This window comes from Roseateles koreensis (assembly GCF_028595305.1).
Taxonomy (GTDB): Bacteria; Pseudomonadota; Gammaproteobacteria; order Burkholderiales; family Burkholderiaceae_C; genus Paucibacter_A; species Paucibacter_A koreensis.
In genome coordinates this window covers 38,727-57,386 of sequence record NZ_JAQQXS010000005.1, presented here as the reverse complement: position 1 = coordinate 57,386, position 18,660 = coordinate 38,727, and the positions used below count along the sequence as shown (strand labels likewise).

19 protein-coding genes are annotated in these 18,660 nt (G+C 63.1%); 11 read left to right on the top strand and 8 right to left on the bottom strand.

Annotated elements, in window-relative coordinates:
• Nucleotides 1-7 precede the first annotated feature (7 nt).
• A complete protein-coding gene (locus PRZ01_RS06580) occupies nucleotides 8-991 on the top strand; it encodes a bile acid:sodium symporter family protein (protein WP_273595975.1) in 984 nt (327 codons plus the stop codon).
• Between the two features lie 9 nt (nucleotides 992-1,000).
• Here PRZ01_RS06580 and PRZ01_RS06575 read toward each other — a convergent pair whose 3' ends face one another.
• From PRZ01_RS06575 to bufA2, 3 genes are all read right to left on the bottom strand, one after another.
• Complete coding sequence (locus PRZ01_RS06575) at nucleotides 1,001-1,858, bottom strand: HvfC/BufC N-terminal domain-containing protein (protein WP_273595974.1); 858 nt, start codon at nucleotides 1,856-1,858, stop codon at nucleotides 1,001-1,003.
• 9 nt (nucleotides 1,859-1,867) lie between these two features.
• On the bottom strand, nucleotides 1,868-2,740 hold the full coding sequence (gene bufB, locus PRZ01_RS06570; RefSeq protein WP_273595973.1) for an MNIO family bufferin maturase: 873 nt from the start codon (nucleotides 2,738-2,740) through the stop codon (nucleotides 1,868-1,870).
• A 121-nt stretch (nucleotides 2,741-2,861) separates the two neighbouring features.
• Complete coding sequence (gene bufA2, locus PRZ01_RS06565; RefSeq protein ID WP_273595972.1) at nucleotides 2,862-3,137, bottom strand: BufA2 family periplasmic bufferin-type metallophore; 276 nt, start codon at nucleotides 3,135-3,137, stop codon at nucleotides 2,862-2,864.
• A 286-nt stretch (nucleotides 3,138-3,423) separates the two neighbouring features.
• Here bufA2 and PRZ01_RS06560 point away from each other — a divergent pair, with 286 nt between their 5' ends.
• A complete protein-coding gene (locus PRZ01_RS06560) occupies nucleotides 3,424-4,698 on the top strand; it encodes an MFS transporter (RefSeq protein WP_273595971.1) in 1,275 nt (424 codons plus the stop codon).
• Between the two features lie 19 nt (nucleotides 4,699-4,717).
• The gene (locus tag PRZ01_RS06555) at nucleotides 4,718-6,322 is read left to right on the top strand and encodes a glycoside hydrolase family 10 protein (protein WP_273595970.1); all 1,605 of its coding nucleotides are present in this window, start codon (nucleotides 4,718-4,720) and stop codon (nucleotides 6,320-6,322) included.
• 39 nt (nucleotides 6,323-6,361) lie between these two features.
• Here PRZ01_RS06555 and PRZ01_RS06550 read toward each other — a convergent pair whose 3' ends face one another.
• Entirely contained in the window at nucleotides 6,362-6,850 is a 489-nt protein-coding gene (locus tag PRZ01_RS06550; protein ID WP_273595969.1) for a glutathione peroxidase, read from the bottom strand.
• A 307-nt stretch (nucleotides 6,851-7,157) separates the two neighbouring features.
• On the opposite strand from PRZ01_RS06550, the gene PRZ01_RS06545 reads away from it, so the two are divergent.
• A complete protein-coding gene (locus PRZ01_RS06545; RefSeq protein WP_273595968.1) occupies nucleotides 7,158-8,096 on the top strand; it encodes a hypothetical protein in 939 nt (312 codons plus the stop codon).
• Between the two features lie 28 nt (nucleotides 8,097-8,124).
• On the opposite strand, the gene lplT is transcribed toward PRZ01_RS06545, so the two are convergent.
• Nucleotides 8,125-9,405 carry a lysophospholipid transporter LplT gene (gene lplT / locus PRZ01_RS06540; protein ID WP_273595967.1) on the bottom strand — a complete coding sequence of 427 codons (1,281 nt, stop codon included), beginning with the start codon at nucleotides 9,403-9,405 and terminating at the stop codon, nucleotides 8,125-8,127.
• Nucleotides 9,406-9,587: 182 nt separating this feature from the next.
• On the opposite strand from lplT, the gene alr reads away from it, so the two are divergent.
• Both alr and arfB read left to right on the top strand, forming a co-directional pair.
• On the top strand, nucleotides 9,588-10,697 hold the full coding sequence (alr, locus tag PRZ01_RS06535; RefSeq protein WP_273595966.1) for an alanine racemase: 1,110 nt from the start codon (nucleotides 9,588-9,590) through the stop codon (nucleotides 10,695-10,697).
• Nucleotides 10,698-10,699: 2 nt separating this feature from the next.
• Nucleotides 10,700-11,104 (top strand): alternative ribosome rescue aminoacyl-tRNA hydrolase ArfB, encoded by a 405-nt coding sequence (gene arfB, locus PRZ01_RS06530; RefSeq protein ID WP_273595965.1) that lies wholly within the window; start codon nucleotides 10,700-10,702, stop codon nucleotides 11,102-11,104.
• A 223-nt stretch (nucleotides 11,105-11,327) separates the two neighbouring features.
• Here the strand turns inward: arfB and PRZ01_RS06525 are convergent, their stop codons facing one another.
• Together PRZ01_RS06525 and PRZ01_RS06520 are read right to left on the bottom strand one after the other, a co-directional pair.
• Entirely contained in the window at nucleotides 11,328-12,062 is a 735-nt protein-coding gene (locus tag PRZ01_RS06525; RefSeq protein WP_273595964.1) for a substrate-binding periplasmic protein, read from the bottom strand.
• A 103-nt stretch (nucleotides 12,063-12,165) separates the two neighbouring features.
• Nucleotides 12,166-12,798 (bottom strand): LysE family transporter, encoded by a 633-nt coding sequence (locus PRZ01_RS06520; RefSeq protein ID WP_273595963.1) that lies wholly within the window; start codon nucleotides 12,796-12,798, stop codon nucleotides 12,166-12,168.
• A gap of 98 nt (nucleotides 12,799-12,896) precedes the next feature.
• Here PRZ01_RS06520 and radA point away from each other — a divergent pair, with 98 nt between their 5' ends.
• Nucleotides 12,897-14,258 carry a DNA repair protein RadA gene (radA, locus tag PRZ01_RS06515; RefSeq protein ID WP_273595962.1) on the top strand — a complete coding sequence of 454 codons (1,362 nt, stop codon included), beginning with the start codon at nucleotides 12,897-12,899 and terminating at the stop codon, nucleotides 14,256-14,258.
• A 45-nt stretch (nucleotides 14,259-14,303) separates the two neighbouring features.
• Here the strand turns inward: radA and PRZ01_RS06510 are convergent, their stop codons facing one another.
• Nucleotides 14,304-16,292, bottom strand: coding sequence for a diguanylate cyclase domain-containing protein (locus PRZ01_RS06510; protein ID WP_273595961.1), 1,989 nt, complete (start codon nucleotides 16,290-16,292; stop codon nucleotides 14,304-14,306).
• A 346-nt stretch (nucleotides 16,293-16,638) separates the two neighbouring features.
• Here PRZ01_RS06510 and PRZ01_RS06505 point away from each other — a divergent pair, with 346 nt between their 5' ends.
• The 4 genes from PRZ01_RS06505 to PRZ01_RS06490 all read left to right on the top strand — a co-directional run bounded on the left by PRZ01_RS06505 (nucleotide 16,639) and on the right by PRZ01_RS06490 (nucleotide 18,654).
• Entirely contained in the window at nucleotides 16,639-16,974 is a 336-nt protein-coding gene (locus tag PRZ01_RS06505; RefSeq protein WP_273595960.1) for an antibiotic biosynthesis monooxygenase family protein, read from the top strand.
• A complete protein-coding gene (locus PRZ01_RS06500; RefSeq protein WP_273595959.1) occupies nucleotides 16,971-17,396 on the top strand; it encodes a hypothetical protein in 426 nt (141 codons plus the stop codon). The genes PRZ01_RS06505 and PRZ01_RS06500 overlap by 4 nt, the downstream gene beginning before the upstream one ends.
• Nucleotides 17,397-17,488: 92 nt before the next feature.
• Nucleotides 17,489-18,412, top strand: a complete 924-nt coding sequence (locus PRZ01_RS06495; RefSeq protein ID WP_273595958.1) for a branched-chain amino acid transaminase — start codon at nucleotides 17,489-17,491, stop codon at nucleotides 18,410-18,412.
• A 35-nt stretch (nucleotides 18,413-18,447) separates the two neighbouring features.
• Nucleotides 18,448-18,654 (top strand): zinc-finger domain-containing protein, encoded by a 207-nt coding sequence (locus PRZ01_RS06490; protein ID WP_273595957.1) that lies wholly within the window; start codon nucleotides 18,448-18,450, stop codon nucleotides 18,652-18,654.
• Nucleotides 18,655-18,660 lie beyond the last annotated feature (6 nt).

The following is an 18,660-nucleotide window of genomic DNA, read 5'->3' as shown; positions in this document are numbered from 1 at the left end:
CGCCGCCATGACCCGTCCTCGTTTTCTACCCGACAACTTCACGCTCTGTCTGCTCGCCACCGTCACCTTGGCCAGCCTGTGGCCGGCCCAAGGCCTTGTGGCACAAAGCTTCGAGTTGATCACCACCCTGGCAATTGCCCTGCTGTTTTTTCTGCACGGCGCCAAGCTGTCGCGCGATGCAGTGGTGGCAGGCCTCAGCCACTGGCGGCTGCATCTCTTGGTGCTGGCCTGCACCTTTGTTTTGTTTCCGCTGCTGGGGCTCTTGCTCAAGCCTTTGTTTGGCCTGATGTTGACCCCCGATCTGGCCGTTGGCATGCTGTTTCTGTGCACCCTGCCCGCCACGGTGCAATCGGCCATTGCCTTCACCGCCCTGGCGCGGGGCAATGTGTCGGCCGCCGTGTGCAGCGCCTCAGCGTCGAGCCTGCTGGGCGTGTTCATCACGCCTTTGCTGGTCAGTGTGCTGGTGGTGAGCGGCGATGTGGCGCGCTCCGGCACGCTGGATGCCGTGGGCCATATCATGTTGCAGCTGCTGCTGCCCTTTGTGGCGGGCCAATTGCTGCAACCCTGGATTGGCGCCACCGTCAAACGACACGCAGCCGGGCTGAAATTCGTCGACCAAGGCTCCATCTTGCTGGTGGTTTACACCGCCTTCAGCGCTGCGGTGGTGGAGGGGCTGTGGAAGCAGGTTCCGCCCCTGGTGTTGCTGTCGCTGACCGTGGCCTGCGGCTTGCTGCTGGCCCTGACACTGACCTTGACGACCTGGAGCAGCCGTGCGCTCGGCTTCGGCAAAGAAGACGAGATCACCATCGTCTTTTGCGGCTCCAAGAAAAGCCTGGCCAGTGGCGTGCCCATGGCCAAAGTGCTGTTCGCGGCGCCCGTGGTGGGCGTGATGCTGCTGCCGCTGATGCTGTTCCATCAAATTCAGCTGATGGTGTGCGCCGTGCTGGCTCAGCGTTATGCGCGCCGCGCACGCGCCGGCGCTGAAAGCTAAAAGACCTTCTTACAACACCAACAAGCCGGCCGTCACCCAAGTCAGCAAGGCTTGCAAGACCTGGGCGGCGGCAAGGTCGGCCGAGCCTGTCAGACCGGTGGCAGCCGCTTGCTCGCAAATTTCGGCAAAACAATCGCCGCGGGCCATCGCCTGCAGCAACGCCGCCTCGTGGGCAGGCAGCGAGCGCCAACGGGTTTCCAGCGCCTCACGCCACACCAGCAGCAAATGCACCTGGGCTTGCGGCTCGGGCAGCACGGGGTCGGCCTCGCCAGCATCGGGGTCGACGGCCCGCAGGGCTCGCCATGCTGGCTCGATGGCCCATGTCATCGGCACCAGACGCACAGTCGGATGGAGCCTGAACACCTGCTGTGGCCAAGCCCCAGCCGGCCATTCGGCGAGCTGCACGATCGTCAGCGGCGGGGCATCCGGGCCGTCGAAGGCTTCGCGCAAGGCCCAGTCCATACGGGCAAAGTCGATCAGGGCGGGATGCGGCACCCATGCGTCGCCCACAGGCCCGCCCATGTACTCAGCCAGTTGGTGGCCGAACCAGCGGATCGACGGATGCGCGGACGGGTGGGCGTCCACATAGGCTCGCGCCAGGGCGTCAAAGGCTTCATCCCCCATGGCACGGCTCAAGACGGTGTAGTTGTCGCGCAGGGCCGCCACCAAGCGGGCGCGGTACGCCTCGGCGTAAATCGGCAAGCCGGGTGACGTGACACCCCCCAGGCCGAACGGCTGCGCAGCGGCAGGATTCAAAACGGCGCGCTGCAGCGCCAGCTGCTGGACCCTCAAGCAGGCCAGCGGCGGCAAGGGCTGCGACGGCTTTGGCGGTTTCGGCGCGCTGTGATCAAGGTTTTGCACGGGCATGACGCGGCCTCAAACAATCGCCGCTGCGGCGCGCGGCGCAGCAATCTGCGTGGGTTTGAGCGCGGTGGCAGCCAGTTGGCGCGCCTGGTCCAGCTCAAGCAACAAGTCATTCAAGGGAGGAATGTGGTCGTCCCGCTCGATCATGGTGGGCTTGAAGCCCAGGCGCAGCAGGGTGTAGACATAGAGCTGCCAAACCGCGTCACAGACGGGTGCATCGTGCGTGTCCACCACCAGCGTGCCGCGATCTTCATGCCCGGCGAGATGGATCTGCACCACCTGGCTGGCGGGCATGCGGTCGATGTAATCGCGTGGATCAAAGCCATGATTGCGGCTGGACACATAGACGTTGTTCACGTCCAGCAATAACTGGCAGCCGCTACGGCGCAGCAGCTCGGCCACGAACTGGGCTTCACTCATTTCATCGGCCGTGAATCGCACATAGCTGGAGGCGTTTTCCAGCACCAGCGGGCGCTGCAGAAACTCCTGCACCTGCTGGATGCGCGGCACCAGATGCGCCAGCGCCGACTCTGTGCAGGGCATGGGCAACAGGTCGTGCAGATTGCGGTGATCCACGCCGGTCCAACACAAATGGTCTGAGACCCAGGCCGGTTGTACCCGCGCCGCCAAGCTCTTCAAGGCTTGGAGATAGTCCAGATTCAAATCGTCGGTGCTGCCGATGGACAGCGACACGCCATGCATGACCATGGGGTAATCGCGCCGGATACGGTCCAGATGGTGCAGCGGGCGGCCACCCGGCACCATATAGTTTTCCGAGATGATTTCCAACCAGTCCGGGCGCAGCCCTCGGGACAATGGCGACTCAAAAGCGCTGTAATGCTCGGGCCGCAGGCCGAGACCGAAGCCATGAACAGGTGTTGTCATAGGATATTTCGCTGGATAAATAGCCCGTGCTGTGGGTCAGGTCTTGCAGGCTACGGGCCACGCCCCTGGGCTTGCACAGCGTGCAGTCCCAGGAGCGCTGACTGTCAGTGCAGGATCGCGCTTACTTTTCGACCTTTCCGCCCATTTTTGTGCACTCGTCCGCCGACTTCTTGCTGACCCAGCCCTGGCCCTTGCAGCTGTTCTGGCCCTTGCATTCGTTCTTGGCGGTCTTGCAATCGGCCGTGCCCTTGCAGCTGTTGACGCCGGAGCACTTGACCATGCCCATGCCGTCGTCAGCCGCTTGCGCGTTCACGCTGAAGCCGGCACTGGCGAACAAGGTGGCGGCGGCGGCAGCGATGCTCAGGCCAGCGGAGAGAGATTTGAAAGTCTGTTGCATGAGGAACTCCCGATCAGTAAAAACAAGTGGTTAGAGACAGAACAGGTCGCTGAAATGCTGAAGCCTGTGCTGCTTCAGTCGCTGCCGGCGTGCCGTTCTTACAGCGGCATTGAAAAATATTTGTGCGCTGCGTAATTCGCCGGGCCGCGCCTTTTCGAAAACCCCCGCCCCATCCAGCGCCCGCGTCACGGAGAATGGCGCCCTGACTGATCCATCGCCCCATGCCACTGTTTGTTTCACCTCCTTCGCCGGCTTGCTGCCCGGCACCTCACCTGGCCGCCACGTCATGAGCACAACGGCGTCGCCCTGGCGCTGGATTCCATCGCTCTACTTCGGCCAAGGCCTGCCCTATGTGGTGGTGATGACGCTGTCGGTCATCCTGTACAAAAACCTCGGGCTGGACAACACAGACATCGCGCTCTACACGAGCTGGCTCTACCTGCCCTGGGTGATCAAGCCGCTATGGTCACCGCTGATTGAGCTGGTTCACACCAAGCGGGCCTGGATCGTGGCGATGCAGTTCCTCATCGGCCTCGCGCTGGCGATGGTGGCCCTGACGCTGCCGGGGCCGCAGGCCTTCAAGCTCAGTCTGGCGGTGTTCTGGCTGATGGCCTTCGCCTCGGCGTCGCACGATATTGCGGCCGATGGCTTCTACATGCTGGCCCTGCCCCGGCGCAGCCAAGCGGCCTTCGTCGGCGTGCGCTCCACCTTCTACCGGCTGGCCAATATCGGTGGGCAAGGCGGGCTGGTGTATCTGGCGGGTGAATTGCAGGAGCGCACCGGCTCGATGACCACCGCCTGGTCGCTGGTGTTCGGCCTGCTGGGCGGCCTGTTTGTGCTGATGGCGGTGTATCACTGGCTGATCTTGCCCCGGCCTGCCCTGGACGTCGAGACGCCCGAAGCGGCACGCCCGCCAGGCGGCCTGCTGACGGGCTTTGCGAGCGTATTTGCGGAGTTTTTTCGCAAGCCCGGCATCGGCGTGGGCATCGGCTTCTTGCTGCTGTACCGATTCCCTGAAGCGCAACTCCTGAAGCTCGCTGCGCCCTTTCTTCTCGACACGATCGGCGCTGGCGGCTTGGGGCTGAGCAACAAGCAAGTAGGCATCGCCTATGGCACGGTGGGCTTGACCGCCCTCACGTTGGGCGGCTTGGCAGGCGGCTGGATCATCTCGCGCGTGGGGCTCAAGCGGGCCCTGTGGCCGCTGGTGCTGTTGATGCATGTGCCCAACCTCGCCTTTCTCATTTTGGCCCTGACCCAGCCTGACAGCCTGCTCGTGATCAGCCTGGCATTGGCCGTCGAGCAATTGGGTTATGGCCTCGGTTTCACGGTCTATCTGATGACCATGATGTGGTTGGCCGAAGGCCCTCACAAGACCGCGCATTACGCCCTCTGCACCGGTTTCATGGCGCTGGGCATGATGCTGCCGGGCATGTGGAGCGGCTGGCTGCAAGCGCAGCTCGGCTACCTGCATTTCTTCATCTGGGTGTTGATCGCCACCGTGCCCTCCTTCGTCATGACCGCCCTGATCAGGGTCCCCGCCGACTACGGCAGGAAAGACTGAACGCGTTCTAATGCCCTCCATGCTTTCGCGCCGTACTCTTTTAACCGCCACGGCGGGCGCCCTGGTAGCCTGCGCCGAATCGCCCCTGCGGCCCGACCAGCCTCGCCCCCTGCCCTTGCAGGCCGCAGCGACGGGAGCCATGGATTGGGCCGCTCTGGCGCCGCCCCTGCCGCGTGAAACCCGGGCGGCCTGGGTGGCCACGGTCGGCAATATCGACTGGCCCAGCCGCAAGGGGCTCAAGCCCGTCGAGCAGCAGGCTGAAATGTTCGCTCTGCTGGACCGCGCCGTGGCGCTGAAGCTCACCACCCTCATCCTGCAGGTTCGCCCGGGTGCCGATGCCCTCTACGCCTCAGCCCTGGAGCCCTGGAGCGAATCGCTCACGGGCACGCAGGGCCAGGCCCCCGAGCCCTTCTACGATCCGCTCGCGATGTGGATCGAGCAAGCCCATGCCCGTGGCCTGGAGTTGCATGCTTGGTTCAACCCCTTTCGTGCCCGGCCCTCACAGGCGCGCTCGGCGCCGGCGGCGCTGCACCTCAGCCAGACGCAGCCACAGTGGATCAGGCGTTATGGCGACCAGCTGTGGATCGACCCCGCAGAGCCTGCCGCCGTTCAACACACGCTGGCCGTGATTCAAGACGTCTTGACCCGCTACGACGTAGACGGCATCCATCTGGACGACTACTTCTATCCCTACCCGGTCGTGGACCCGCTGACCAAGGCGGAGATCGACTTTCCCGATGAGCCGGGCTGGCAGCGCTACCGGCAAGAGGGCGGCACCCTGAGCCGCGCCGACTGGCGCCGTGACAATGTGAACCAGCTGGTGCAGCGCCTCTACCAAATGGTGCGGGCCAGCGGCAAACCCTGGGTTCAACTGGGCATCAGCCCCTTCGGCATTCCCAAACCCAGCCTGCGGCCGACCGGCATCACCGGCATGAGCCAGTACGACAAGCTCTATGCAGATGTCGAGTTATGGCTTACCCAAGGTTGGTTGGACTATCTCTTGCCCCAGCTCTACTGGCCCATGGCGCAGCCGCCCCAAGCCTTTGGTGTGCTGCTGGACTATTGGCACCGGCAGAACCCGTTGAGCCGGCACGTTTGGGCCGGCCTTTTCACCAGCCGAGTGATCCCGGCCGGCGACAAGGCGGATGGCTGGCCCGTCAGCGAAATCAGCGGCCAGATTGCCCTGCAACGCAGCCGCGCGCCCGGCACCGGCCATGGCCACTTCAGCATGGTGGCGCTGATGCAAAACCGCCGCGGCTTGGCCGACACCCTGGCAGCCGAGGTGTATGCCGAAGCCGCGCTACCCCCGGCCACGCCCTGGCTCGACCCACGCCCGCCTGCCCCCCTGCCGCCCCTGCTCATGCGTGCGGCCACTGACGCCACGGCGGCAAGCTGGCAACTGAGCTTTGCGCCTGCAGGCAACACCCCAGCCCCGCAGCGCCCTGCCGCAAGGGTGCTGCTTTGGACCCTGCATGGCACGCAGTGGCGCTTGTACATCAGCCCAGGTGAGCCGGACCGCTGCACGTTCACGGTGCCCGCGCAAAACCTGACCGGGCTGGTCGTTGCTGGCCTCAGCCGCAGCGGTGTCGAAGGACCCCGGCAGGCGTACCGGCTGGGCGACTGAACGACGCCCTCGGGCTCGGGTTTTCAGGCCATCAGGCCATCACGCCTTCAGCGCTGCCTCGATGTCGGCGCGTATTTTTTCAGGCGCGTCGTTGGGGGCATAACGCTTGATCACCTGGCCGTCGCGGCCAATCAGGAATTTGGTGAAATTCCATTTGATCAGCTCAGTTCCCAAAAATCCGGGCTTCTCGCTTTTCAGCCATTGCCACAGGGGATGCGCCTCAGCGCCATTGACCTTGACCTTTTCCATCATCGGAAAACTAACGCCGTAGTTCAGCTCACAGAAGGATGAAATCTCCTCATTGCTGCCAGGGTCTTGTCCACCAAACTCGTTGCTGGGAAACCCGACCACCACCAAGCCCTGGTCGCGAAAATCTTCCCACAGGGTTTCAAGCCCTTTGAACTGCGGCGTGAAGCCGCAGGCGCTGGCTGTGTTGACGATCAACAGCACGCGGCCTCGCTGGCTGGCCAGATCGGCCGGCTTGCCATCAATAGAAACTGCCTGAAAGTCGAAAGCGCTTTGGGCCATGAGTGCATCTCCATGCTGAGTGTGGCGGCAATGGTAGCCCGGCTGATGCCCCGGCGCAGCGGCTACCGGCCCATGCCCTTTTGGGGGCTTCAGGATTACAGGGCTGACCCAATATCTCGACGGCATCAAAAATATTTCATCTCGAGTAGAAATGGGGCTTGAAAAACCGCCCCCGGGGAGCTACAAGACAGCGCAGCCCTGCGCGCCGCGGAGGCGCCCGGGTTTGCAGGGCGTTCCTGGGTTCGCCTCGCTTGAATTTGCCGACATCGGGTTTTCTTACGCAACGCTATGCACAGGAGAGATTCTTTTGAACCATCTGGCCTGCTTCACCCCGGGGGATCTGGCTGCCGCATCGGCGCCTGATCTGACAAGCTACCGCTGGCGACTGCTGGCGCAGGGGGATTCCTGGTTTTCCACAGCGGACGACAAGCTCAACGCGCATGCCAATCTGCTGCAGGAGATGGTCTACAAAGAGCCAACCTGCGCCGTCAACTGTGCCGGCAAAGGCGGGACCCTGAGCCACTTGGTGGATCTGGAATCCGCCCCCGATTTTGTGCGTCTGCTCAGCGACAAAGACTCAACGGTCTGGGACGGCGTGCTGCTGTCCATGGGTGGCAATGACCTGATCTCGGCAGCGCAAACACCCGCCCACGATGCGGCAGGCAATCGCGTCCCCCTGCACCTGCGCCTGCTGCGCCATCAAACAGAGTGGGGTGCCCCCTCCAGTGGCGTTGCGCGTTATTTTTCCGAGCCCGGTTGGGCCACTTACAGCGACTACTTGCGCACCAATGTCCGCCATCTGCTGACGCTGCGCGACCAGGGCCCATCAGCCGGCAAGCCCATGTTCATGCATTGCTATGCCGTGCCCATGCCACGCCCCGCTGGCGCGGAAGATGTCGGGTTGGGGCAGTCCGGGCCCTGGCTTTACCCGGCCTTGAAAGCGTATGCGCTACCAGCGGCAGATTGGGCGGCCGTTAGCCGGCTGATGGTGTTTCACCTGGCTCAATTGCTGAAAAGCATGGCCGCCGACCCGGTGCAGTTTCCGGGCTTGCATGTGTTTGACTCCACCACGGTGCCGCTGGCCCCGGCAACGCCCGGCAGCAGCGGCAGCAGCGGCGACTGGCACAACGAGATTCACTTGAACCACAGCGGCTGCTTCAAGATTGCCCGCGCCTGGTCTGAACACGTGGAGGCGGTACTGAGCGGGGCCCACACCGCGGCCCCCGTCAAACGCAGCCGCCGCTGAAGGCACGGCGTCGGCGGTAGCCTTCGCCTCAGTGCACCTCGTCGCAGCGGGCCAGCGCCAGCAGGCGCTCAACCTCTTCGCGGTGGTTCACGCAGTTGTGTTGGTGCCAGCGGCGCACCATCCACATGGTCACCGCGACGATCCCGCCGAAGATAGAAATGGCGATAAAGGCTGACAAGCCCCAACGCGTCATGCCCGTGTACAGCGCGCCCAGCGCCAGGATACAGGCCTGCTCATTGAAGTTCTGCACGGCAATGGACCGCCCAGCACCCATCAGGTTGTGGCCCCGGTGCTGCAGCAGCGCATTCATGGGCACGACCAAATAGCCGCCAATGACGCCCAACACGATCAAGAAGGGAGTCGCCGCCCAGACATTGGTGATCATGTTCAGGCCGATGATGAGCACGCCCATCAAAATTCCCAGCGGGATCACACGGGTGGCGCGGTCCAGGCGCATATACATCGAGGCGACCACCGCACCGATCGCGGTGCCAATCGCCACCACCCCGCCCAGGGTGGATGCTTGCGTGGTCGTGTAGCCCAGAGCCATGGCGGCCCAGGCGAAAACGATGATGCGCAAATTGCCCGACACACCCCAGAACAGCGTGGTGGTGGCCAGGGAGATTTGCCCCAGCTTGTCTTTCCACAGCAATGAATTGCACATCGCAAAGTCCCGCACCAGGGTCAAGGGGCTGTGCGCCAAAGGCTGCAGCGCAGTTTGCGTGCGGGGGATGTAGAGATTGAAGCAAGCGGCAATCACATACAAGAACACCAGGCTGGCAATGGCCGCCTCGGGCGGTGTGTCAACACCGGTGTCGATGAAGGGAAAGTCGAAGCTCAGCAAGATCGGCGCAAGATGGGGCCCCACCAATTGCCCGCCTAAAAGAATGCCCAGAATGATGGAGGCGATGGTCAGCCCCTCAATCCAGCCATTGGCCTTGACCAATTGGGAAGGCGGCAGCAACTCGGTCAAGATGCCATATTTGGCGGGTGAATACGCGGCCGCACCCAAGCCGACGATGGCATAGGCCAGCAAAGGATGCGCGCCGAACAGCATCATCAAACAACCCACGATCTTGATCAGGTTCGAATAGAACATGACCTTGCCTTTGGGCACCGCGTCGGCAAAAGCCCCCACAAAAGGCGCCAAAAGCACATAAAACAAGGCAAACATGGGGCCAAGCGCAGGAACTTGCCAGGCTGGCGCGCCACTCGACTTCAACAGTTCAATGGCACCGACCAACAATGCCTGATCAGCCAGCGAGCTGAAAAACTGCGCTGACATGATGATGGAAAAGCCTTTTTTCATGAGCCCATTCAATACTGCGGGAAAAAGGCCTGCCGGCTGGCGCGGGATTGAACCCAGCGCTGACGCCGGGAACCTACGGGTCGGCAAATAGGATGCTGCGGCGGCTTTATAGCATGCCGTCCCAACTTAGGAGCGTCCCGCAGGCGCCAGAAAGACCCGCCAGCAGTGCCACAATTCGCCCCATGCCACGCCCAATTGAAGCCCTGATCCACACTCAAGCCATCGCCCACAACTTGGCTCGCGCCCGCGCGCATGCGCCCGATGCCCAAGTCTGGGCGGTGGTCAAAGCCAATGCCTATGGCCACGGTATCGCTAACACCTTTGACGCTATGCGCAGTGCAGACGGCTTTGCGCTGCTGGACTTTGCCGAGGCGCAGTTGCTGCGCGAGCTGGGCTGGCGCGGCCCCATCTTGTTGCTGGAAGGCTGCTTCGAGGCCCGCGACCTGGAGTTGTGCTCGCGCCTGAAGCTCTGGCATGCGGTGCACAGCGAGCAGCAGATTGACTGGCTGGCCATGCACAAGACCCATGAGCCGCACCGGGTGTTTCTCAAATTGAACAGCGGCATGAATCGCCTGGGCTTCACGCCCCAAAACTTCCGCGCCGCTTGGACCCGCCTCAATGCACTGCCCCAGGTGGATGAGATTTCGTTGATGACGCATTTCTCGGACGCTGACGGCGATCGCCTCGGAGCCTGCGGCATCGCCGAGCAACTCGCCAACTTCGAGCGCGTCACCGCTGACCTGCCAGGCGAATGCAGCCTGAGCAACAGCGCCGCCATCCTGCGCCACAGCGAGGCGCTGCGCAGCGATTGGGTGCGCAGCGGCATCATGACGTATGGGGGCGTGCCCGATTTTCCCGTTCACGATCAACAGCACTGGGACCTGCGCCCGGCCATGACGCTGCGCTCAAAAATCATCGGCGTGCAACAACTGCAAGCCGGTGACACCGTGGGTTATGGCAGCAGCTTCACGGCCGACAAGCCCATGCGCATTGGCGTCGTCGCCTGCGGTTATGCCGACGGCTACCCCCGCCACTGCCCCACCGGCACGCCGGTGCTGGTGGAGGGGGTTCGCAGCACGACGGTGGGCCGGGTTTCGATGGACATGCTGGCGGTGGACCTGACGGATCTCCCGCGTGCCGGCCTGGGCAGCGAGGTGACGCTCTGGGGCCAGGGCCCCAAGGGACAGGTACTGCCCATCGATGAGGTGGCCCACGCCGCCCAGACCATCGGTTATGAGCTGATGTGCGCATTGGCGCCGCGCGTACCCGTGACGGTCGAGCGGAGCGACTGAGCGTGCATCTGCACTGGACGCCGGCCGACTGGGAGCTTGATTTCTCCTTCATCCGCGCCAGCGGGCCAGGCGGCCAGAACGTCAACAAGGTTTCCAGCGCCGCGCACCTGCGCTTTGACATCCGGCGATCGACCCTGCCCGCAATCGTCAAAGAGCGCCTGCTCAGTCTGTCGGATCAGCGCGTGACGCTAGACGGCGTCATCGTCATCAAGGCGCAGGAGTCACGCAGCCAAGAACAAAACCGCGCCGACGCCGTGGCCCGACTGATCGCCCTGGTGCAAAGCGTGGCCCACACGCCCAAAGCGCGCCGCGCCACCAAACCCAGCTACGGCTCCAAGCTGCGCCGCCTGGAAGGCAAAAGCCTGCGCAGCAACATCAAGGCCGGGCGCGGGCGGGTGCTGGATTGATGTGGCGCGGATTGAGGCACATGTCACTCCGCAGAAGCCTGCTTTTCCTCCGTGACGAACAGAACTATCTTGTTGTCCTCGCGCGGCGTTACTACACCGCGCGCAATGGCGTGAAAGCGGGCGTAACCCCATCACTCTGCCAATATGTGGTCAGGTATCGCGGCAACGAGGGCTGGTGCAAAGCGTGACGCGCAGCGGCAATGTCGAATGCGCCCGGCCTGCGTCAATAGCGCCTGGGCGCGTCGCTGTTCACCCGGGCGTTTTCCAGCCGTTTGATCATGGCCTGCAACTCACCGCTGGCCTGCATCAGGCGAATGGTCGCGGAGACCTTGGCTGCCACCTCGCGCTTGGCGGGCACCAGCACATGGAACAGTTCACGCCGATTGAAGTCGCCGATATTCTTCACCACGCCTTCCAGGCTCAACTCCTTGATGGCGTCGGCGCCATTCAAGGCGGCGTCGATGGCGATGTCGATCCGCCCCGACTCCAGGTAGCGGAACAGTTGAGCGTTGTCGTCCGCCTGCACGACAGGCAGACCCTCGGTGGCGACGGCCGCATGCACATCGCCCTTGACCACCCCCACCCGGTAGTCTTTGAGCTCACTCAGGCTGTTGAGGGTCATGGCCCGATCGACCCGCGCAAAGGCCGAGGTCACCAGCGCATAGAACGCAGGTTCAACCTGAATCAGCTGCGGGTTTCGCGAAAAATACGCCGCCACTCGCGACACCTCGCCGTCCACCTGATTCATCCGGGTCAAGCGCTCAAGTCGGGCGGAAGGATAGGGTTCGATCCGAAGGGTCAGGCCAGCCCGCTTGTAGATGGCGCGCAGCAATTCAGCTGCCACGTCCTGCAAAGCCTCATGCTGAATGATGCCCAGCCGTACATCAACCTGTCCTCCAGCAAACGCGGGCAGGGCCACGACAGCCAACAAGGTCAGCAGGGCGTTTCTCTTCTTCATGTTGAAGCGCAGGCGAATGCTGCGGCGAGCTGAGTGAATCAGCCAAACATATTACAAAATAATTCAGGAAAGTTTCGAGTGCTTACACCGAAACCCTGGCGTTTCAGGCACTGCGTTTGAATGCCGAGAGCAAGAGCCCTGCTGCAATGAACAGGCTGCCGAAGGTGCGGTTCAGCGCCTTGACCTGCTGGGGCGAGCGCAAGGCCTTCAGCACGCGCGCAGCAAGCACGGTGTAGCCGGCCATCACGACCAGATCGGTGAACATCAGCGTGGCGCTGATGGCCAGGTACTGCGGCAACAAGGGCTGGTGCAGATTAAGAAACTGCGGCATCACCGCCAGCAAGAACACGGTGCCCTTGGGGTTGACCGCGTTCAGCATCCAGCCCCGCAGCACCAACTGGCGCAGGGTGACTTGGGCCGCGCCCGCCTCATCCTGCTGCACCAAGGGCTTGGCCGGTGCGCGCCATTGCTGTACGCCCATCCACACCAAGTAGGCGACGCCGGCCCACTTGACGATGGCGAAGCCGAGGCTGGAGGCGGCAATCAAGGCGCCCAGGCCCACGCCCACCAGCATGATCTGGGTCAGGATGCCCAGGATGAGCCCGAAGGTGGTGAAGTAGCCGCGCTTGAAGCCATGGTTCAGGCCCGAGCTCATGGCGGCGATGGCCCCCGCGCCTGGCGACAGGCTGATGGCCCAGCACGCCGCAAAAAAGCCCAGCCAGACTGAAAATTCCATGATGTACTGCTCCGCAAACGACTCGGGTTTTTACCATGTCGCGGCTTTTCTCGCCGTCACCGGGCGGACAGCCCCTGCCGGGCGCGGACAATCCAGCCATGGCCACCAAAGAAAAATCCGTCTACACCTGTTCTGAATGCGGCGGCAGCAGCGCCAAATGGCTGGGCAAATGCCCCAGTTGCGGCGCCTGGAACACCCTGATCGAAGGCATTGCCGAAACCCCGGGCGGCAAAAACCGCTACCAGGCCCTGGCAAAAAGCCAGCCCGTGGCGACGTTGTCAGACATTGAGGCCACCGATTTCGACCGCACGCCCACAGGCCAGGAAGAACTCGACCGCGTGCTGGGCGGTGGCATTGTGGCGGGCGGCGTGGTGCTGATCGGCGGTGACCCAGGCATCGGCAAATCCACCTTGCTGCTGCAAGCGGTGGACGATTTGTCTCGCCACCTGAAGGTGCTGTATGTGACGGGCGAAGAGTCAGGCGCGCAGATCGCCATGCGCTCGCGGCGCCTGGGGCTGGCGGGCACACAGGTGCGAGTGTTGACCGAAATCAGCCTGGAGAAAATTCTGGCCACGCTGGATGCCGAGCAACCCGCGTTTTGCGTGATTGATTCGATCCAGACGCTGTATTCCGAGCACCTCAGCTCCGCCCCCGGCTCGGTCGCGCAGGTGCGCGAATGCGCCGCCCACCTCACCCGCAAGGCCAAGGCCTCGGGTTGCGCCATGGTGCTGGTGGGGCATGTGACCAAAGAGGGCGCCCTGGCGGGCCCCCGGGTGCTGGAGCACATCGTGGACACGGTGCTGTACTTTGAGGGCGACACGCACAGCAGTTTTCGGCTGGTGCGGGCCATCAAGAACCGCTTCGGCGCGGTCAACGAGATTGGCGTCTTTGCCATGACGGAAAAGGGCCTGAAGGGCGTGGCCAACCCGAGCGCCATTTTTCTCTCCACCCATGGCGAGCCGGTGCCGGGCTCCTGTGTGCTGGTGACGCTGGAAGGCACGCGCCCCATGCTGGTGGAATTGCAAGCCTTGGTGGACGCTGGCGGGCCCAACCCGCGGCGACTCTCGGTGGGGCTGGAGCGAGACCGCCTGGCCATGCTGCTGGCGGTGCTGCACCGGCATGCTGGCGTGGCCACCATGGACCAAGATGTGTTCATCAACGCGGTGGGCGGCGTGCGCATCAGCGAACCAGCGGCCGACCTGGCCGTGTTGCTGGCCATTCAAAGCTCACTGCGCGGCAAGGCACTGCCGCGCGGCTTCATCGCCTTTGGCGAAGTGGGCTTGGCGGGTGAAGTGCGGCCCGCCCCACGCGGGCAAGAGCGACTGAAGGAGGCCGCCAAACTGGGCTTCACCGTGGCCGTGGTGCCCAAGGCGAACGCGCCCAAAAAGCCGATTGAAGGGCTGACCGTTCACGCCGTCGAGCGCATTGAAGACGCGATGAGTTGTGTGCGTGGCCTGTGAGGTATTGACGGTCAAACAGCCCAAGGGGCGAGGCCCCAACAACCGCTATTGAGGCTGCTCGGGCGGATGGGCTTGGGAGGTCTGAGGGGCCTGGGGGCCGCCCATCAACGCCCGGCCTTCGCGCTTGTTGCGGTACATGGCTTCATCGGCGCTCTTGGCCAGGCTCAATTCGTCCAAACCGTCTCGCGGGTACATGGCCAGACCGAGGGAGCAAGTCACTTCAACCCGCACGCCGCCCAGCTCCATGGGCATGGCCACTTGGTTGAATATTTTTTCGACCACCAACTGGGCAGTTTCAGCCGTCATCGCGCCGGTCAGCAAGACGACGAATTCATCCCCGCCGATGCGGCCCACCGTGTCGGTCTCGCGCACCGCGCTGCGAATTCGCTTGGCCACGGTTTGCAGCAACTGGTCGCCCACGCCATGACCGTATTGGTCGTTGATGGGCTTGAAGCGGTCCAGGTCCAGCAAAATCAAGCCCACGCGCTCTTGATAGCGCCGCGCATTGGCCAGCGCAAAACGAAAGCGTTCGTCAAAATGCGCCCGGTTGGCCAGCTCGGTCAGCGGGTCATGCAAGGCCATGAAGCGCAAACGCTCTTCAGACTGGCGCCGCAGATTGATGTCCGACAGCGTGCCGACCATGCGCACCGATTGGCCCAGCGCGTCCCGCTCTACCACCATGCCGCGCGACAGCACCCAATTCCACGGTCCGGCAGCTCCGCCCGCCCCGGCCACCCGATATTCGCTCACCAGAGATGCTGTGAACCCGTCCAGGCAATGCTGAAACTCGGTGCGCACCCGCTCCAAATCCTGCGGATGAATGGCGGCACGCAACTGGTTCATGGAGGAGAACTCCTGACCGGGCGGCAAGCCCATGATGGCCTTCCAGCGCTGCGAGCAGTTGATCAGGCCGCTGTCCACATTCCATTCCCACACCCCGTCACCCGCGCCCTCCAAGGCAAAAGCCCAGCGCTGCTCGCTTTCGCGCAGGGCCTCTGTCATGCGCTCGGCCAAGGCATGCGCGCGCTCGCGCGAAGTCAACATCATCCACAGCAACAAGGCCAGCAAAGACCCCAGCAAGCCGCCGACCCAAGGCACCATCCACGCCACATCGGCGGCACGAATGCGGGCAAACTGCGGCCCGGCCTGCAGCACCAAAGTCCAATCCTGCCCGCCCAGGCTGAAGGTTTTGCGCGCGCTATGCAGCGTTTGCCGGAGATCGCTCAACTCGTCTCTCCCGCCCCGGCCGGCACTGCGAAACAGCAAACTTTGCGTCTGCAGGCGCTGGCCGTCGTACAGAGCAAGGTTCAAGCCCTCGGGCAACTCGGCGTAAAGGCTTGAGAACAAACGTCCGGTGTCCACCGGCGCCACCACCCAAACCTGCAACTGCTCACGGCGGAGGGGCACAGTCGCCGGCAACCCGCCGCCCTTGTAAACGGGGAGCACCTGCAAGTAGCCGTCGCCAGCGCCGAGCTGCAAGGCGCGCAAATACAATTTGTCAGACAGCAATAAGCGCCCCTGATCGCGCGCCTGCTCCAGCAGCGTGCGAATCTGCGATTGGCGTATCAGCACCTGTTTGGCAACGTCGGGCCCGACACTCCAAACCGATTCGGCCCGCGCCCAGGGCGCCACGCCGTCACTTGAATCGCCCGGCCCAAGCTGGCCCGCAGCCCGCACAATCATCAACCCTTGAAGGCCGGCAAACTCCGCCCCCTGTGGAAGGGCTTGAACGTAGAGGCGCAACGCACCTTCATCGGCCTGCGGATGCGCAGCCAAAAAACCCTGCAAGCCCTGCAAAACCTGGCGCTGCGATGCCATCTGCAATTCAAAGCGGTGCGCCAGATCATGCAGGCTGGACTCAAATGCTTGCTGCAGCAGGGCCTGCTCACGTTGCGACTCAAAGCGCCAATACCCACCGGTCAAAACCAGAGAAATCGCCAAGACAAGCAAAGGCAAACCCACATGCAAGGGCTTCAAGGCCAAGCGCGTACCGGAAGGCTTTGTGCAAATTTCAGGCGTGAGCAGGGGATTCATGATGAGGCACCGTGAATGAACCCAATGACCCCCATGAATCGCCGCCGAAGTTGCTCCAACCTTCGCTGCACCGCAGGCATGACCATCCCTTGTCAGTTGGCAGGGCGGCACCTCTAGTCTCGAGTCACTAGGGCCCAGGCCTGCAGAGTCTGAGAATGCACGCCAGCACGCCCGTCAACACGCACAATGGCAACCTGACGGTGACTGAAGCACTCCGCAACAGGTCACAGAATACGCCAAGCTCATGACGAATCAAACAAATTTCTCGGCCGGGCACCCGGCGGGTGGCGCGCCTCGCGCTGAATTGCCCGTTAAGCCGCCTATTGAGCCGCCTTATTTTGCAGTTATGTTCACTAGCCAACGCACGGCCGGCGATGCAGGATATGGCGACACGGGCGAGCGCATGGCCGCACTTGCCGCTGAGCAAACGGGTTACCTCGGCGTCGAAAGTGCGCGTGACGCGAGCGGGCTCGGCATCACCATTTCTTATTGGCGCAGCGAGGCCGACATCGCCGCTTGGCGCCGGCACGCTGAGCATCAACTGGCGCGCGACCAAGGCCGCCGGGACTGGTACCAGCACTACACTGTGCGCGTGGCCAAAGTGGAGCGAGCATACGGCTGGTCTCGCGCCGACGGCCCGGCTGACCCACAGATTTCCACCTCATCAGGAGACCCGCAATGAATCCCTGGGTGGGCGGCGTGTTGGCAGTGGCGGCCATGTTTCTGGGCGGCGGCTTGTGGGGCTGGAAGGGCGTCATCCTGGCGCTGACGGGCGTGGTGTTCTGGCTGCTGCTGCAGTTCTCGCGTTTGATGCGCCTGATGCGAGCCGCCTCGGTGACCCCGGTGGGTCACGTCGAGAGTGCGGTCATGCTGAATGCCCAGTTGCAAGTGGCCATGCCCGTTGCCCAGGTGCTGGCCCTGACCCAGAGCCTGGGGAAGAAGGTGGCGGCGGACCCCGAAACCTTTGTCTGGCAAGACGCGGGGGGTGAGCGCGTGGAAGTGCTGCTGCGCCAGGGCAAGGTGCAGAGCTGGCGTTTGCTGAGATTGCCGGCCGGAGCCGCTGAAACGACCGAACCGGGGCCGGTCAGTACGCCCGCGCCTTGAATCGGCTTTTGCCCCGCAACGAGCCGCCCCGTAGAATTCGGGGTTTCGATTCTTCACCGGCTTAAAAGCCGGGCTGGACAACAAGGACTCCCATGGGCTTGGACGACCGCGACGGCAAAATCTGGATGGATGGGCAACTGGTGGACTGGCGCGACGCCAAGATCCACGTCCTGAGCCACACCCTGCACTACGGCTGCGGCGCCTTTGAGGGCGTGCGGGCTTACAAGACGGATCTAGGTACCGCCATCTTCCGCCTGAAAGAGCACACCGAGCGCCTGTTCAACAGCGCCAAGATCCTGCGCATGAAGATCCCCTTCAGCTTCGAGCAGGTGGCCGAGGCGCAAAAGCAAGTGGTGCGCGAAAACCAGCTGGAGAGCTGCTACCTGCGCCCGCTCACCTGGATTGGCTCTGAAAAGCTGGGCGTCAGCCCCAAGGGCAACAAGATCCACCTGATGGTGGCCGCCTGGGCCTGGGGGGCCTATCTGGGCGAAGAAGGCATGAAGCGCGGCATCCGCGTCAAGACCAGCAGCTACACCCGCCACCACGTCAACATCACGATGACGCAGGCCAAAACGGTCAGCAATTACACCAACTCCATCCTGGCCAATATGGAGGCCACCGACGACGGCTATGACGAGGCGCTGCTGCTGGACGCCTCCGGTTTCGTCTCGGAAGGTGCAGGCGAGAACCTGTTCGTCATCAAGAACGGCGTGGTCTACACGCCTGACTTGTCGGCCGGCGCGCTCAATGGCATCACCCGCAACACCATCTTCCACATCTGCGAAGACCTGGGCCTGAAACTGGTGGAAAAGCGCATCACCCGCGACGAGGTGTACATCTGCGACGAAGCCTTCTTCACCGGCACCGCCGCCGAGGTCACGCCCATCCGGGAGTTGGACCGTATCGAAATTGGCGCCGGCTCACGCGGGCCCATCACCGAAAAAATTCAGGCCGCCTTCTTCGACATCGTGAATGGCCGCAATCCCAAGTACGCCGACTGGCTCACCTTGGTCTGATGCCCTCCTCAACAAGAATTCAAGGAACAAATGCCATGAGCGACCCAAAATCAATGGTTGAAGTGACCGCCCACGACGTGCAGGGCCCCGGCGTGGTGGCTTGCCCCAATCCCAAGATGACACTGTGGAGCAGCCACCCCAAGGTGTTCATTGACCTCAGCCACGACGGCCGGGGCAAGTGCCCCTACTGCGGTACCGTCTACAAGCTAAAGGCCGGTGAAGTACTGCATCACGCCCACTGACCGCTC